This is a genomic window from Olsenella absiana (assembly GCF_036408855.1).
Classification (GTDB): Bacteria; Actinomycetota; Coriobacteriia; order Coriobacteriales; family Atopobiaceae; genus Olsenella_K; species Olsenella_K absiana.
The window spans coordinates 56,704-72,849 of record NZ_JAZGJQ010000006.1 but is presented as its reverse complement, the minus strand read 5'-3'; the positions used below and the strand labels follow the sequence as shown (position 1 = coordinate 72,849).

The 16,146-nt window shown below is 67.3% G+C and carries 13 protein-coding genes; 11 read left to right on the top strand and 2 right to left on the bottom strand.

Features of this window, described 5'->3' with window-relative positions:
- Position 1: 1 nt before the first annotated feature.
- Together rnhA and VXJ25_RS06535 are read left to right on the top strand one after the other, a co-directional pair.
- Positions 2–598: a ribonuclease HI gene (gene rnhA, locus VXJ25_RS06540; protein ID WP_330958403.1), complete on the top strand. Its 597-nt coding sequence runs from the start codon at positions 2–4 to the stop codon at positions 596–598.
- Positions 599–774: 176 nt separating this feature from the next.
- Positions 775–1,161 (top strand): heavy-metal-associated domain-containing protein, encoded by a 387-nt coding sequence (locus VXJ25_RS06535; RefSeq protein WP_330958402.1) that lies wholly within the window; start codon positions 775–777, stop codon positions 1,159–1,161.
- On the opposite strand, the gene VXJ25_RS06530 is transcribed toward VXJ25_RS06535, so the two are convergent.
- Complete coding sequence (locus tag VXJ25_RS06530; RefSeq protein ID WP_330958401.1) at positions 1,131–2,492, bottom strand: L-cysteine desulfidase family protein; 1,362 nt, start codon at positions 2,490–2,492, stop codon at positions 1,131–1,133. The genes VXJ25_RS06535 and VXJ25_RS06530 overlap by 31 nt on opposite strands.
- 307 nt (positions 2,493–2,799) lie before the next feature.
- On the opposite strand from VXJ25_RS06530, the gene rpsA reads away from it, so the two are divergent.
- From rpsA to VXJ25_RS06500, 6 genes are all read left to right on the top strand, one after another.
- Complete coding sequence (rpsA, locus tag VXJ25_RS06525; protein ID WP_330958400.1) at positions 2,800–3,978, top strand: 30S ribosomal protein S1; 1,179 nt, start codon at positions 2,800–2,802, stop codon at positions 3,976–3,978.
- A 485-nt stretch (positions 3,979–4,463) separates the two neighbouring features.
- Complete coding sequence (locus VXJ25_RS06520) at positions 4,464–6,095, top strand: ABC transporter substrate-binding protein (RefSeq protein ID WP_407941920.1); 1,632 nt, start codon at positions 4,464–4,466, stop codon at positions 6,093–6,095.
- Between the two features lie 152 nt (positions 6,096–6,247).
- Positions 6,248–7,183, top strand: coding sequence for an ABC transporter permease (locus VXJ25_RS06515; protein WP_330958398.1), 936 nt, complete (start codon positions 6,248–6,250; stop codon positions 7,181–7,183).
- A complete protein-coding gene (locus VXJ25_RS06510; protein ID WP_330958397.1) occupies positions 7,183–8,139 on the top strand; it encodes an ABC transporter permease in 957 nt (318 codons plus the stop codon). The genes VXJ25_RS06515 and VXJ25_RS06510 overlap by 1 nt, the downstream gene beginning before the upstream one ends.
- Before the next feature lie 13 nt (positions 8,140–8,152).
- Positions 8,153–9,217: an ABC transporter ATP-binding protein gene (locus tag VXJ25_RS06505; protein ID WP_330958396.1), complete on the top strand. Its 1,065-nt coding sequence runs from the start codon at positions 8,153–8,155 to the stop codon at positions 9,215–9,217.
- A gap of 3 nt (positions 9,218–9,220) precedes the next feature.
- Positions 9,221–10,339, top strand: coding sequence for an ABC transporter ATP-binding protein (locus tag VXJ25_RS06500; RefSeq protein WP_330958395.1), 1,119 nt, complete (start codon positions 9,221–9,223; stop codon positions 10,337–10,339).
- A 161-nt stretch (positions 10,340–10,500) separates the two neighbouring features.
- Here VXJ25_RS06500 and VXJ25_RS06495 read toward each other — a convergent pair whose 3' ends face one another.
- Positions 10,501–12,126 carry an ABC transporter substrate-binding protein gene (locus VXJ25_RS06495; RefSeq protein WP_330958394.1) on the bottom strand — a complete coding sequence of 542 codons (1,626 nt, stop codon included), beginning with the start codon at positions 12,124–12,126 and terminating at the stop codon, positions 10,501–10,503.
- Between the two features lie 410 nt (positions 12,127–12,536).
- Here VXJ25_RS06495 and VXJ25_RS06490 point away from each other — a divergent pair, with 410 nt between their 5' ends.
- The 3 genes from VXJ25_RS06490 (at position 12,537) to VXJ25_RS06480 (ending at position 15,890) form a co-directional block, all read left to right on the top strand.
- Positions 12,537–13,292 (top strand): gamma-glutamyl-gamma-aminobutyrate hydrolase family protein, encoded by a 756-nt coding sequence (locus VXJ25_RS06490; RefSeq protein ID WP_330958393.1) that lies wholly within the window; start codon positions 12,537–12,539, stop codon positions 13,290–13,292.
- Positions 13,293–13,439: 147 nt separating this feature from the next.
- A complete protein-coding gene (gene pepT / locus VXJ25_RS06485; RefSeq protein ID WP_330958392.1) occupies positions 13,440–14,735 on the top strand; it encodes a peptidase T in 1,296 nt (431 codons plus the stop codon).
- A 9-nt stretch (positions 14,736–14,744) separates the two neighbouring features.
- Positions 14,745–15,890: a M20/M25/M40 family metallo-hydrolase gene (locus VXJ25_RS06480; protein ID WP_330958391.1), complete on the top strand. Its 1,146-nt coding sequence runs from the start codon at positions 14,745–14,747 to the stop codon at positions 15,888–15,890.
- Positions 15,891–16,146 lie beyond the last annotated feature (256 nt).

Sequence of the window (16,146 nt, the reverse complement as noted above, 5' to 3'; positions counted from 1 at the left end):
GATGGCGAGCTTCGACGAGTTCGTGCGGCAGGGCGGTCTCTCCGGCCCCGCGGGCGCGGCCGGCACGCCGGGCCCCGCGGCCGCCACGGCCAGCTCCGCGGCCGCCACGGCCAGGACGCACGTGGTCGCCTACACCGACGGGTCCGCCAGGAGGAACCCCGGTCCCGGCGGCTATGGCGTGGTCCTGCTCTTCTCCGACCACGCCGGCAGGCTGCACTCAAAGATGCTCTCCCAGGGCTTCCGTCGGACGACGAACAACCGCATGGAGCTCCTCGCGGCCATCGTTGCGCTCGAGACGCTGAGCCGTCCGTGCACGGTCGAGCTGCACTCGGACTCGCAGTACCTCGTGAACGCCATCAACAAGCGCTGGGTCCAGGGCTGGATGAGGAACGGCTGGAAGACCGCGAGCAAGAAGCCGGTCAAGAACCCGGACCTCTGGAAGCGCCTCGTGGCCGCGATGCGAAGGCACGACGTCGAGTTCGTGTGGGTCAAGGGCCATGCCGGCCACAAGTACAACGAGAAGTGCGACGAGCTCGCGACGTCGGCCGCCGACGGGAAGGCGGGCCCGCTCGCCGTCGACGCGGGCTTCGAGGAGTAGGGGGGGGCGCCGGGGCGGGGGCCGCTGGCCCCCGCAGCCGGCCGCGGCCGGACGTCCTTATCGCCCGCGGATCTCAACGGCTGGCCCCGTGGAGGCAGATGCCAGCCAAGCCTGTACAACCCCTCCGCATGGCGCTACAGTTACCCTTGTCAAACATAAACGGACTGGGGGTATACATGGTCGCCAACGTCATCATCGTCGCTCTCGTCGCCCTGGGCGTCGTCCTCGGGGCGCGCCGTGCCATGGGAGCGGCCACGGGCAGGCGCGACTGCTGCTCCGGGAAGGCGAAGCCGTCCGCGCGGCGCTTTCGAGAGGTCAGGGTCACGGACAAGGACGAGTCGCACTACCCGTACGCGGCGGACCTCTCGATCGCGGGCATGACCTGCGAGGGCTGCGCACGGAACGTGACGCGCGCGCTCGACTCCGTCGGCGGCACCTGGGCGGAGGTCTCGTTCGCCGACGGCTCCGCGCACGTGCGCTCCAAGGCGCCGATCGACGAGGCGGCCCTGCGCGGCGTCGTCGACGAGGCGGGCTATCGGGTCCTCTCCTGCGAGGTGGCGTAGGGGGTGCCCGCGTCGCCCCCTGCCCCTGCGCAGCCCTCGTCGCTCGTGTCGGTCTTGCCGATCATGATGTTCAGGATCTCGATGTCGGTGGGGTGCATGCCCACGCGGCCCACGTAGCCCATGGAGCGGATGGTCTCCTCGGCCGTCCTTCCGACCAGCCCCTCGCCCGGCCCGAAGTCGACGTTGGCGAGCGCCATGTCGCAGCCGAGGATGGCGGCGTCGACGGCGGCCGCGATCTTGGCTGCGCAGCTGGGCTTGGCGCCGTCGCAGACGATGCCGCCCACGTTGGCCAGGGTGTTGGCGATGGTGGCCTCGTACTGAGCGAACGAGCCGCCGCGCAGGTAGCAGATGGCCGCGCCGGTTCCGGCGGCCGCGGTGACGGCGCCGCAGAACGCGGAGAGCTCGCCGATGAAGCGCTTCGCGTGCACCGAGGTGAGGTCGGAGAGCACGACGGCGCGCAGCAGCTGCTCGTCGGTGGCGCGCAGGTAGCGGGCGTACTCCTCGACCGGGACCGAGCCTGTGATCCCCTGGTTGCCGCTGCCGCAGTTGATGACCACGGGCATGGCGCAGCCGCTCATGCGGGCGTCGGAGCCCGCCGCCGCGACGGCGCGGGCGCGACAGGTTATGTCGTCGGGCCGGGTGAGCAGGAGCGTCTTGCCGATCCGGGCGCCCCAGTCGCCGCGCAGCCCCTCGTTGGAGATGGCGCGGTTGAGGCTGATCTGGCGCTCGACGGGGCCGCGCACGTCATCTGGGTCCACCACGTGGGCGAACTCCCAGATGGACTCGAGCGAGAGGCGGGAGCGGTCGGTGCCGGCGGCGTTCCCGCCGGCGTCGTGCGGAGAGACGCCGGCGACCTCGACGGGCACGCCGTCGCGCGAGAGCTCCACCACGTTGGTGTGGCGCTCGGAGACGCAGGCCACGCCGGCGTGCCCGTCCGCCTCGGCGATGACGCGGACGTAGAGGTTGGGCACGTCCTCCGCGAGCTCGACGGCACAGGCGCCCGCGCGCTCGAGCGCAGCCGCGCGGGCGCGGTCCTCGTCGGTCAGCGACTCGAGGACCTCGAGCGCCACCTCGGCGTTGCCACCGACGGCACCGAGAAGGGCCGCGGCCTCGATGCCGCGCTGCCCGCCCGAGTTGGGCACCGTGACGCTCTTCACGTTCTTGATGATGTTGCCGCTGCAGGTGACGGAGAGGCGCGCGGGCGCGGTGCCGAGCGCCTCGCGCGCGAGGGCGGCTGCGTAGGCCACGGCGATCGGCTCGGTGCAGCCGAGCGCGCAGACGAGCTCCTCCTCGAGGATGGCGAGGTGGTTGCGATACAGGGCGTCGTCCATGGGTGCACCCTCCATGCTTCGTCCGGGGTAATATGTTGTGGGTTATTCTGCCACGCGGAGACGGGGTCGTGGGCCCCGGTCCTTCTCTGCGGTCTCTCCGTACATGGAAAATGTGCTATTCGAGGGTTCGTCCTTGCAATCGCCCCCGTCCATTGGTTACTCTTACCGACGTATGGGCATGGGGCTCATACACGGTATCTATCGGCCCCCGAGAGCATGCAAGTTTCCAGCACACGCCAACGTACCAGATGGCAACGCAGGCAGCGACCATGTAGAACGGGGCCCCATTTCCGAAAGGGGTCCACTTTTGAGTGAGATTCAGAACTCGTCCATCTTCTCCTTGGATGACGTGTCCGACGAGGAGATGAACAAGCTCATCGACGGCACGATCACCGACTTCGATGAGGGCGATCTTGTGACCGGCACGGTCGTCAAGCTCGAGCACGACGAGGTCCTGCTCGACATCGGCTACAAGTCCGAGGGCGTCATCCCGGCTCGCGAGCTCTCCATCCGCAAGGATGTCAACCCCGCCGACGTCGTCTCCCTGGGCGACCAGATCGAGGCCCTTGTCCTGCAGAAGGAGGACAAGGAGGGCCGTCTGATTCTCTCCAAGAAGCGTGCGGAGTACGAGCGTGCGTGGAACCGCGTCGAGGAGAAGTTCCAGTCCGGCGAGAACGTCGAGGGCGAGGTCATCGAGGTCGTCAAGGGCGGCCTTATCCTCGATATCGGCCTGCGCGGCTTCCTGCCCGCCTCGCTCGTCGACCTCCGTCGCGTCAAGGACCTGAACGCCTACCTCGGCACCCGCATCGAGGCTCGCGTCATCGAGATGGACCGCAACCGCAACAACGTCGTCCTCTCCCGCCGCGTCGTCCTCGAGGAGGCCCGCAAGGCCGAGCGCCAGGAGATCCTCTCCAAGCTCAAGGTCGGCATGCGCCTCAAGGGCACCGTCTCCTCGATCGTCGACTTCGGCGCCTTCGTCGACCTCGGCGGCATCGACGGCCTGGTCCACATCTCCGAGCTCTCCTGGAACCACGTCAACCACCCCTCCGAGGTCGTCAAGGTCGGCCAGGAGGTCGAGGTCCAGGTCCTGGACGTGGACTTCAACCGCGAGCGCATCTCCCTCGGCCTCAAGCAGACCACCGAGGACCCCTGGCGTACCCTGGTCAAGAAGTACCCCGTGGGCGCGATCGTCGAGGGCACCGTCACCAAGCTCGTCAGCTTCGGTGCCTTCGTGGACCTCGGCGACGGCGTCGAGGGCCTCGTCCACATCTCCGAGATGGCCAAGAGCCACGTCGACACCCCCGCGCAGGTCTGCGCCGTGGGCGACAAGGTCCAGGTCAAGGTCATGGAGATCGACCTCGACCGTCGTCGCATCTCCCTCTCGATGAAGGCCGCCGCCGAGACCCTCGGCACCGAGGTCGTCGTCAAGCCCCTCGAGGGCGAGGAGGCCGGCGAGGAGCAGGCCGAGAAGACCGACGCCGAGTAGCGCCGATCGCCACCCGACGTGGACGGGTATCGTCCGCGGAGAAGAACGTGCACTTCCGGAGGGGCCGCCAAGCGGCCCCTCCTTCATTAGGGAGGCCTGCAGCGGCTCGCAGAGGGGTCCCGACGTCTGCTTCAAGCACCTGAACCCTGACGACTGCCATCCCCGCCAGTGCCCCTACGGCTGCTCTCCCTTGCAAGCGTCCCGACACCGATATCGGATACTGTCCGAATTCCCGATGTGCGTACGCCTGTTCGCTGCGCCCCGTCCGCTGCAGCGACCTTCAGGACTCATGACTGTTGCTCGATGCCCTTTCTATCTGCGGCTTTGTACGATAGGTGTTACTAGAATGTAAATCATACCCAGTGATGAATAAACTGACCGAACTCTCATACATAGTTACATGGAAGCATAAGCCAGGTCGAAAGCGTTTGAACTTCGACCGCCGCATATGCGCGATTCTGTCGGACCAAAGAAAGGTGCACATGATGAGCTCTCTCACTCGTCGTAACTTCCTGAAGGGCTCGGCCGTCGCCGCCACCGGCGCCGTCGCTGCCTCCACGCTCGCTGCCTGCGGCTCCTCCTCCAGCGACTCCGGCGACAAGAAGAAAATCCTGCGCTTCGGCCAGTCCAACGCCAAGCAGGGCCTGGACATGCAGAAGTCCACCAACTCCGGCAGCTCCTCGATCGCCGACTCCATCGTCGAGGCGCCGCTTCGCTGGACCGAGGACAACGAGCTCGTCACCTGCCTGCTGACCGAGATCCCCTCCTTCGAGGACGACGGCGTCACCCTGCACTGCACCCTCAAGCAGGGCATCAAGTGCCACGACGGCTCCACGCTGACCGCCAACGACGTCAAGTACACCTTCGAGCGCATGTTCACGCCGTCGACGGGCGCCAAGTCCACCTACATGTACGACAAGATCAAGGGCGCCAAGGAGATGCTCGCAGGCGAGGCCACCGAGCTCGAGGGCCTCACCGTCGAGGACGACACCCACTTCACCTTCGTGCTGACCGACCCCATGGTCACCTTCGTCAACAACCTCGGCATCAACTACGCCGACATCTTCCCGAAGGACGCCTGCGAGAAGGCCGGCACCAGCTGGGGCTCCGGCACCAACATCGTCGGCACCGGCAAGTACAAGGTCAAGGAGAACGACGACACCACCGAGACCGTGGTGGAGAAGTTCAGCGACTACCACGACGGCGAGCCTGCGCTCGACGAGATCCACTACGTCTTCTACGACGACCTGAACACCAAGATGATGGCCTTCAAGAACGGCGACATCGACTACTGCGACCTCGACGCCTCGCTCCTCGCGCAGTACCAGAACGACCCCGACGTCAAGGACCTCATCACCCAGTACGAGACCCTGGGCGTCCAGTTCGTCAACCTCAACCTGAGCGACGGCATGGGCCTCACCGACGTCCGCGTGCGCCAGGCGCTTTCCCTCGCCATCAACCGCCAGGAGCTCATCGACTCCATCGCCGGCGGCGCGGGCACCGCGGCGTCCGGCTGGCTCGCCCCGGCGACCCCCGGCAACGACCCCAACGCGCCCGCGTTCGAGTACAACCCCGACAAGGCCCGCCAGCTCCTCTCCGAGGCCGGCGCCACCAACCTCTCGCTGGTCGCCAAGGTCCGCAACGGCATCAACCAGAAGCAGCTCGTCGCCGTCCAGGACTACTGGAACAAGGTCGGCGTCACCCTGGACGTGCAGGTCGAGGACAACGGCGTCTGGGCACAGGACTGGGCCGACGGCACCCTGCAGATCACGGCCCTCGGCTGGTTCCCCCTGTACGCCGACGCCGACAACCACATGTACACCTACTTCTACAGCGCCAACGCCAAGGGCAAGTCGTCCTTCTACAACAACCCCGAGTTCGATGACCTGGTCTCCCGCGCGCGCGTGTCCCAGGACAAGCAGGAGCGCGCCGACCTCTACAAGCAGGCTGACAACCTCCTGACCCGCACCGACTTCGCGACGCTGCCGCTCTACTGGCCCAAGAACCAGTTCGTCGCCAAGGACTACGTCAAGAACGCCAAGGTCGGCAACCTCGTGTACCACATGTTCGACGTCGACATCGACACCTCCAAGGAGGACTACTCCGGCGAGGAGTAGGGCTGCAGGGCTGACCGACGTCTGGCTACTGTTACGTGTTGGACCGTGGGGCGCCATCCAGCGGGATGGCGCCCCACGGCAGTAGTAATATCCTTGTGGCATTTGGTCGCGATAACGCATAAATGCCCCGTTTTGGAGAGGGGAGAGGCTGAATGAGGGACTTTCTCATCAAGAGAATCCTGCAGGCGATTGGCGTGATCGTCTGCATCTCCGCCATCACGTTTTTCATCCTCAACATCGTGCCGGGCGATCCCGTGCGCGTGATGATGGGCGACATGGCGGACGAGCAGACGATCGAGCAGGTGCGGCACACGATGGGCCTGGACCGCCCCGTGCCCGAGCAGTACGCCAGCTGGTTCGGCAACATGATCAGGGGCGACTTCGGCACGTCCTACACCCAGAACAAGAGCGTCGCGTCGCTCATGGGCAAGGCCTTCGCCGTCACGGCGCGCCTCGCCGGCTTCGCCTACCTGCTCGCGCTCGCCGTGGGCCTCGTCGTGGGCATCCTCGCGGCCGTCTATCACGGGAAGTGGGTGGACCGGCTGCTGATGGCGCTCTCGATCTTCGGCATATCCGCGCCGGCGTTCTGGGTCGCCATCATCGTCCAGATCGTGTTCGCGCTGAACCTCAAGTGGTTCCCGCTCTCGGGCGTCAAGACGCCCGCGGCCTTCGTGCTGCCCGTCATCGCGCTCGGCCTGCGCTACGCCGCGTCGATCGCGCGCGTGACGCGCACCTCGATGCTCGACGTCCTGAACCAGGACTACATCCGCACCGCCGAGGCAAAGGGCCTCAAGCGCTGGGCGATCATCATGGGACACGGCCTTAGGAACGCTCTGATCCCGATCATCACCATCGCCGGCACGCAGCTCGGCGACATCTTCACGGGTTCGATCCTCATCGAGTCGGTCTTCGCCATGCCGGGCATGGGCAAGCTCCTGCTCGACGCCATCAACGCCCGCGACCTGCCGCTCATCGAGGGCGGCGTCATGTACATCGCACTCATCTGCGTCGTGGTCTACCTCGTCGTCGACATCCTCTACGCCGTGGTCGACCCGCGCATCCGACTCGGAGGGGGGAGTGAGGAGTAATGGCACTTCTTTCGAGCGACAAGGGAGACAAGAAGGTCCAGCAGGCGGAGCGCGTCGCCGAGGACGCCGCCAAGGCCCAGGAGGCCGAGCAGGCGAGGACCGGCAAGAAGCGCGCCTCGAGCTACTGGGCCGTCAGCTGGAACATCTTCAAGAAGGACAAGGTCGGCATGACCTGCCTCGTCATCGTGGGCCTGCTGGTGCTCGTCGCCCTTCTCGCGCCGGTGCTCGCGCCCTTCGACCCGGACGCGCAGGAGCTCTCCAACATGCTCCAGGCGCCCAACGCCACGCACCCGTTCGGGACCGACGAGTTCGGCCGCGACATCCTCTCGCGCGTCATCTTCGGCTGCCGCATCTCGCTGTCCGTCGGCGTGATCTCGCAGCTGATCGCCCTGGTGATCGGCTTCCTCGCCGGCGTCTTCGCAGGTTACTTCGGCGGCAAGGTCGACGCCGTCATCTCCTTCATCATCCAGGTCTTCTCGAGCTTCCCGTTCCTGCTCTTCGCGATCGTTGTGATGTTCGTGCTCGGGCCGGGTCTCATCAACCTCTACGTCGCCCTGGGCCTGCTCATGTGGACCTCGACGGCGAGGCTCGTGCGTGGCGACGTCATGCGCCTCAAGGGCTCGGAGTACATCCAGTCCTGCATCCTCTCGGGCGGCTCCAGCTGGCGCATCATCATGAAGCACCTGCTGCCCAACTGCGTCTCCACGCTGATCGTCGTCTCGACGCTCGGCATCCCCAACGCGATTCTCTCGGAGGCGTCGCTGTCCTTCCTCGGCCTGGGCGTGCAGCCGCCCATGGCGAGCTGGGGCCAGATGATCTCGGCCTCGCAGCCCTACATCCAGTCAAACACGTACTACAGCGTCATCCCCGGCATCGCCATCATCATCACGGTCATGGCGTTCAACATGCTGGGCGACTCGCTGCGCGACGCGCTCGATCCCAAGATGCGCGCCTAGGAGGTGAGGACACATGCCTAAGGATATTTCCGTCACCCGCGAGGAGGGGAGGCGCATCGCCGAGCAGGCGATCGCACGCGACGTCGAGAAGGAGGTCCTTCTCGACGTGGAGAACCTCCACGTGACGCTGTTCACCGAGGACGGGGCCCTGCCCGCCATCACCGACCTCTCCTTCGTCATGCGCAAGGGCGAGACCCTGGCCGTCGTCGGCGAGTCCGGCTGCGGCAAGTCGATGACCGCCCTCTCCATCATGGGGCTCCTGCCCCAGCCGCCCGCCAAGATCACCGGCGGCCAGATCAACTTCGACGGCACGGACCTCGCAAAGCTCTCCCGCGACGAGATGCGCGCCTACCGCGGCTCCAAGATGGGCATGATCTTCCAGGAGCCCATGACCTCGCTCAACCCCGTCATGACCGCGGGCAAGCAGATTCGCGAGGGCATCTTGGTGCACAACCCCAAGATGGACAAGAAGGAGGCGGACGCCCGCGCGCTCGAGATGATCAAGCTCGTCGGCATCCCCGCCCCCGAGAAGGTCTTCCGCAGCTACCCGCACGAGCTGTCCGGCGGCATGCGCCAGCGCGTCATGATCGCCATCGCCCTCGCCTGCCAGCCCGACCTCCTGATCTGCGACGAGCCGACCACGGCCCTCGACGTTACCATCCAGGCGCAGATCCTGCAGCTGATCGACCGCATGAAGCAGGAGCTGGGCACCGCGGTCATGCTCATCACGCACGACATGGGCGTCGTTTCCGAGATGGCCGACTGGGTGCTCGTCATGTACGCCGGCCACAAGGTGGAGTACACCGTCTCGGCGGAGCTCTTCACCAACCCCAAGCACCCCTACACGCGCGGCCTCATCGACTCCATCCCGAGCCTGGACGACGACAAGGAGAAGCTCTTCGCGATCCCCGGCAACGTCCCCATGCTCTCCGAGATGCCCACGGGCTGCCCCTTCCACCCGCGCTGCCCCTTCGCCAGGGACATCTGCCGCAAGGAGACGCCGGACCTCTTGCCCGTCGACGGCGACGAGAACCACCGCTGCGCCTGCTGGAAGTACACCGATAAGTGGGGTGAGTAGCCGATGGAGCAGAACATGGACAAGAACACCGAGCCCGCGTCCGGCGCCAAGGACTCCGACGTCGTGCTCAGGGTCGAGCACCTCACCAAGCACTATCCCATCAAGAGCGGCCTCGTCGGGCGCTCCAAGCGCTACGTCCACGCGCTCGAGGACGTGTCGTTCGAGCTCCACCGCGGTGAGACCTTCGCGATCGTGGGCGAATCTGGCTGCGGCAAGTCCACGACGGGCAAGTGCGTCCTGAGGCTCACCGAGCCGACGAGCGGCAAGGTCTACCTCGACGGCGAGGACTTCACCTCGCTCAAGGGGGCCGACCTCACCCGCGCGCGCCAGAAGATGAAGCTCATCTTCCAGGACCCGTACAGCTCGCTCAACCCGCGCATGACCGTGGCCGACATCATCGCCGAGCCGATCGACATCGCGCACACGTACAAGACCCGCGCCGAGCGCGACGCCCGCGTCGAGGAGATCATGCAGGCGGTCGGCCTCGACCTCGTGTTCAAGTATCGCTACCCGCACGAGTTCTCCGGCGGCCAGCGCCAGCGCATCGGCATCGCCCGCGCCATCGTGCTCGAGCCCGAGATCGTCATCTGCGACGAGCCCGTCTCGGCCCTCGACGTCTCGGTGCAGGCGAAGGTCATCAACCTGCTCGAGGAGCTGCAGGAGAAGCTCGGCCTCTCCTACGTCTTCATCAGCCACGACCTCTCGGTCGTCAAGCACATCTCCGACCGCGTCATGGTCATGTACCTGGGCCACGAGATGGAGCTGGCCGAGACCGACGAGCTCTACGACCGGCCGCTGCACCCCTACACGCAGGCGCTGCTCGACGTCATCCCGCGCATCGGCCACGAGAGGATCCAGGACAAGAAGATCCTCCAGGGCGACGTGCCGAGCCCCACGAACCCGCCCGAGGGCTGCTGCTTCCACACCCGCTGCTCCAAGTGCATGAGGGTGTGCACCGAGAAGGTCCCGGAGCTTCGCGAGGTCAAGCCGGGCCACCTCTGCGCCTGCCACCTCTTCGACGAGGCCCTGAGCGAGGCGGAGCGCGAGCTCATGCCGATGGGCGTGGCCCAGGGAGCCGGTGCCGCGAGCCCGGCTGCGTCGCGGCAGGAGTCGGGTGCGTAGCGCCGTCCGAGGGGCTCGTGCGCGGCCCGGATCAGCAAGGTCTGCCATTAAGTGAGCGGCAGGTCGCCATTGGCGGCCTGCCGCTCTCCTGCGTCGAGCCATTGAAACCGGTGCGGGGGCAAAGAAGGGGCCGGCGCTCGTCGGGCGCCGGCCGGTGACTGCTACTTGTTGTACGTGACCTTCCTGAAGTGCGGGTCGACGAGCATCTCGAGGCCCTCGTAGCCCTCGCGAAGCACGTAGGGGTTCTGCGGCCAGTCCACGGGGATGGTGCCGTAGTCGACGCGCACCAGCTGGCGGTCGGCCTGGATGGCGTTGTCGAGCTGCGTTGCCTCGTCCTGCGAGCTGCGCGCGGCGTCGACGTAGGCGTCAAACGCCGGGCTGTCGTAGAAGGAGCTGCGCGTCTTGGCCTTGTCGCTCCTGAAGTAGGAGCCCATGTGTTCGACGCCCACGAACGAGAGGGTCGACCACGTGACCAGCGTCAGCGAGAGGGAGCCGTTGGAGCGCGACTCGCGCCACAGGCCGGAGTCGATGACCTGCACGTCCACGGTGACGCCGACCTGCTGCCAGTAGTTCTGGATCGCGACCATGACCGCCTGGTCCTGGGAGCGCACCTGGGCGGTGAGGTGAAGGTCTGTCGCGCCCGCCTCGGCGAGGAGCTTACGCGCCTGGTCGGGATCGTAGGGCAGGACCTCCGCGCTCTTGTCGTAGCCGGTCTCGGAGCTGGGGATGAAGGCCGAGCAGGGCTTGGCCGCGCCGGAGAGGATGGTGTCGCACAGCTCCTGGCGGTTGATCGCCAGCGAGAGCGCCTGGCGCACGCGGACGTCCTGGAAGCTCTCGTCGTTGAGGTTGATGTTCAGGAACTGCGTCGCCGCGGGCGTGTAGTAGACGATCTGGCCGCTCACGTCGTCGTTGGACTTGTACTGGTCCAGCAGGGACGTGTCGAGGAAGCACAGGTCGATGTCGCCGTTGGTGTAGTTCATCATGCGGGTGTTGCCGTCGTCGATGTAGTGCACCTCGACGCGGTCGATCGCCGGCTTGCCGTCGTGGTACTCGTCGAAGGCCGTGAGCACCACCTCGGTGGAGTCGTCGTTGCTCTCCAGCTTGAAGGGGCCGCAGCCGATGAAGTCGGTGCCCGTGCCCCAGGAGTCGCCGGCGGCCTCGCATGCCTCGTGCGGGTAGATGGAGGCGTAGAACTGCGCGAGGAGGTAGGGGAAGGAGGAGAAGGGCTGGGAGAGCGTGATGGTGAAGTGGCGGTCGTCTTGGGCGGAGAAGCCCGCGAGCTCGGTGGCGGCGCCGGAGACGACGTCCTTGGCGCCCGCGATCTTGTCGTAGCCGTCGGACTGCGCCTGCTTGGCGAGGACGCGCGTCAGCGTGTAGCGGACGTCCTCGGCGGTGAGGGTGGAGCCGTCGTGGAACTTGACGCCGTCCTTGAGCTCGAAGGTGTAGGTCAGGCCGTCCTCGGATACGGTCGGCAGGGAGGTCACCAGGACCGGCTCGAGCTGCTTGGAGTCGGGGTTGAGGCGGATCAGCGTGTCGCAGACGTTCTCGGACGCGCCCCAGGTGTTGGACGTAATCTGGGTGTCGAAGCTCGCCTTGGGGTTGGCGACGCCGAAGCGCAGGACCTTCTCGGTGGTGGTGCCCGCGTTGGAGGAGGCGCCGCCGCAGCCGGCGAGCGCCCCGGCGGCGCCTGCGGTGGCGGCGACGCCGATCGCGCCCCTGAGGAAGGAGCGGCGGGTGAGGCTGGAGCTGGTCGCGCGGACAGGGCCGCCGTTGCGCGATGAGGCCATGGTTGTCCTTTCTTGAGCGGTGCGAGCGCTGCGGGGACGCGAGCGGGGTTCGCGCGCGTCCGCGGCGGGGGCGCAAATCACACCCAGCAAATAGGTTTTTACAATGATAGCCAAATAATCACCTTTGGGCGAGTAGGGCGACCTTCCGAAACAAAAGCGTCCCGGCCGGGCGTTGGCGGCACCGTGCGCGCGGCCCGCGTCCGCGCGGCGGCCACCCGGGCGCGGCTTTGAGCAGATTGCGTAAGAACCTGTTAACGCCGCTGCGTCCCGCTGGCTTTTCTCCGTTCGCCGTCCTAACGTAGAGGGCCGCGAATATACAGCAAGCTGCATCGACTGCCGGCCACGCGCCAGGCGCGTGGCCACGTGGTGCCGCGCCTGGCGGGGAGCTGCCGCGCCCATCGAGGAGAGACATGCAAGTGCCCAAAGACCGCCCGCTGATCTGCGTCACCCCGCGCTACGAGCCCGCGAAGGAGCTCTTCGGCGAGAGGTTCCTGCCCAACGAGTCGCTGAGCCGGGGGCTCCTCGACGCCATCGTCGACGCCGGCGGCCTGCCGGTCATGATGCCCATCACGGACGACGCCGCCCTGATCCAGCGCTACGTGGACATGTGCGACGGCTTCGTGATCCCTGGCGGCCACAGCGTCGACCCCGCCCGCTGGGGCGAGGAGCCCCGTGCGGATGCCTCCGACGTCTCGCCCGAGCGCGACGCGCTCGAGTTCCCGCTGGTGGAGAAGGTCCTCGCGGCCGATAAGCCGCTGCTGGCGATCTGCCGCGGCATGCAGCTGCTCAACGTGGCCCTCGGCGGCACCCTCTCGCAGTGGCTCTACGACCTGCCGACCCGCGAGGGCACGACGCACTGGCGCCACGAGATCATCCTCAACGACCCCGCGCACCCCGTTGAGGTCGTCGCGGGCACCCTGCTCGACCAGGTCATGGGCGCCCGCCCGCGCCTGCAGGTCAACTCCAGCCACCACGAGTGCGTGGCCAGGCCGGGCGAGGGCGTGCGCGTGGACGGCTACGCCACCGACGGCATCATCGAGTCGATCGACGTGCCCGGCAGGCGCTTCTGCCTGGGCGTCCAGTGGCACCCCGAGTACACCTGGCCCACGCTCGAGACCGACCGCCTGCTGTGGCGCTCCCTCGTGGAGGCGTCGGCCGGGCACTGACGGAAGCCCCCGCGTGCCGCGGCGGGCCTCGGGCCTCGTCGTCCGCTGCGGCCGCACCCAAGCCCGGGGCGTGGAGAGGCCGCGCCCCTCGACCAGATGGCCCTCGCGAAAAGGCCGCGCCCTCGCGGCAGACCGAAAGGAAGAGACATGAGCGACGTTCTCGACAGGTTCGTCAGGTACTGCAAGGTCGCCTCGCAGTCCGACGAGACGAAGGACCCCACCAACCCCGACAACATCCCCACGACCGAGAGCCAGTTCGACATCGCCAACGTGATCGCCGACGACCTGCGCGAGCTCGGCGCCGAGGACGTCTCCGTGGACGAGCACGCCTACGTCATCTGCCACTGGCCCGCCAGCGAGGGCCTCGAGGACCTGCCGACCCTCGGCTTCTGCTGCCACATCGACACCGCCTGGCAGAGCTACGGCTCGCCCGTCCACCCGCAGGTGAAGCGCTACGAGGGCGGCAGGCTCCTGATCGGCACCGGCCGCGACGGCAAGGAGGTCTGGATCGGCCCCGAGACCAACCCCGCGCTCGAGCACATGGTCGGCTGGGACCTCGTCACCACCGACGGCACCTCGCTGCTCGGCGGCGACGACAAGGCCGGCGACGCGGAGATGGTGAGCCTCATGAGGCGCCTCAAGGACGACCCGTCGCTGCGCCACCCGCGCCTTGCCTTCGCCTTCGTGCCCGACGAGGAGATCGGCCACGGCGCCGCCCTGCTCGACCTCGACAAGTTCGGCGCCGCCTTCGGCTACACGATCGACGGCGGCCCGCTCGGCGAGTTCTGCTACGAGACCTTCAACGCGGCCGAGGCCGTGGTGCGCGCCAAGGGCCTCTCGGTCCACACCGGCACGGCCAAGGGCCTCATGGTCAACGCCGCCGAGACCCTCATGCGCTACAACGAGCTGCTCCCCGCCCAGGACCGCCCCGAGTTCACCGAGAACTACGACGGCTTCTACTACCTCTCGAGCGTCGAGGGCAGCTGCGAGGAGGCCACGAGCCACTACATCGTCCGCGACCACGACAAGGCCAAGTTCGAGCACCGCAAGCAGCTCATGCTCGACGCGGCGGAATACCTGAACGAGCGCATGGGTAGGCAGGTCGTGACCGTCACCCTGCGCGACCAGTACTACAACCTCGCCGACGTGATCTTGAGGCCGGAGAACAGCCACCTGATCGAGAACGCGCGCAAGGCCTTCGAGAAGGTCGGCCAAGAGATGAGGTGCATCCCCATGAGGGGTGGCACCGACGGCTCGCAGCTCTCCTTCCGCGGCTTCCCGTGCGCCAACCTCTCCGCGGGCTACTACAACGCCCACGGCGTGATGGAGTTCGTGCCGATCCCGGAGCTCGAGGCCATGGTCGACATGCTCGTGGAGCTCGTGGGCCTCTACGCCAAGCCCCAGGTGGCGGCCGGCGAGGTCGCGTCGGCGACGGAAGAGTAGGGGGCTGCCATGGCGAGCGAGAGCGAGCGCGGGACGGCCGCGAGGGCTGCTGCGGCGCCCCTGGACGAGGCGGCGCGCCGCGCGGCTGCAGAGCGCCTCGGGCTGGACGGGATCGACCCGGCGCGGCTGCGCGACCTTACCGAGGAGCTCGTGGGGGTCGACTCGACCGTCGGGTACTACCCCGAGATCCACGAGTTTCTCGCATCGAGACTCGAGGGGATGGGCTATGAGCCCTTCGTTGACAACAAGGCGACCATGTACGTGCGCGTGCCGGGAGAGGATGGCTCCAGGACCGTCTGCGTGGGCGCCCACCTCGACACGATCGGGCTGATCGTGCGCGGCTTCAACGACGACGGCACGCTGCGCGTGCGCAACCTCGGCGGCATCAACTACCACTCCATCGAGGGCGAGACCTGCCGCATCCACTGCAGGGACGGTCGCGTCGTGCCCGGCCAGGTGATCTGCAAGCGGCACTCCACGCACGTGTTCGCCGACGCCCGCACCGTCGAGCGCGACGAGGACAACATGTCCGTCTCGATCGTGGGCGACGTCGACAGCCCGGCCGACGCCCGCGCGCTCGGCGTGACGCAAGGGGCCATCTGCTCGATCGACCCGCACTTCCAGGCCTTCGACAACGGCTACATCGTGTCGCGCCACATCGACGACAAGGCCGCCGTCGCGGTGCTGCTCGACGTCCTGGACTGGCTCGCGCGAAGCGGCCGCAAGCCGGCGTTCGACACGCTCTTCGCGTTCCCCATCTACGAGGAGATCGGCCACGGCGGCGCGTACGTGCCGCCCGAGGTTGCAGAGTACGTGGCGCTGGACATCACGCTGATCGGCCCGGACTACGACTCCGACGAGCACAGCGTTGGCGTCATCGTGAGCGACCACAAGGGCCCCTACGACTGGAACCTCTCCAACCGGCTGATCCGCTGCGCAGAGGAGGTCTGCGACGAGGGCCGCTGGAACACCCAGGTGTGCTTCCACTACTCGACCGACGCGAACGCCGCCTCCGTGCTCGGCCGCAACCTCGCCTCTGGCGCCTTCGGCATGGCGTGCCTGAGCAGCCACGGGCGCGAGCGCTGCCACGTGGACGCGATCGTCGAGACCGAGCGGCTCTGCCGTGCCTACGTGATGGGCGAGTGCCTGGGGTAGGGACGGAGCGCCGCGGGCTGCCCGGCCCGCGGAACCGGCTCGCGGGACCGGCGCGCGGGACCGGCGCACTAGGCTCGCGGGCCCGGTAGCCCGCGCACCCGGGCCTCGGCGTCATGTGCTTATCGGGGAAAATCGGAGGCTGGCGCCGGGAGGCGCTAGCCTCTTCTTGTGCGTCGCGCCCCTGCGCCGCCGCGGCGCCTCGTGCGCCAGGCGTCCCGCGGAGGGCGGGACATCGGTTCGTCACCCAGGGCTCAGG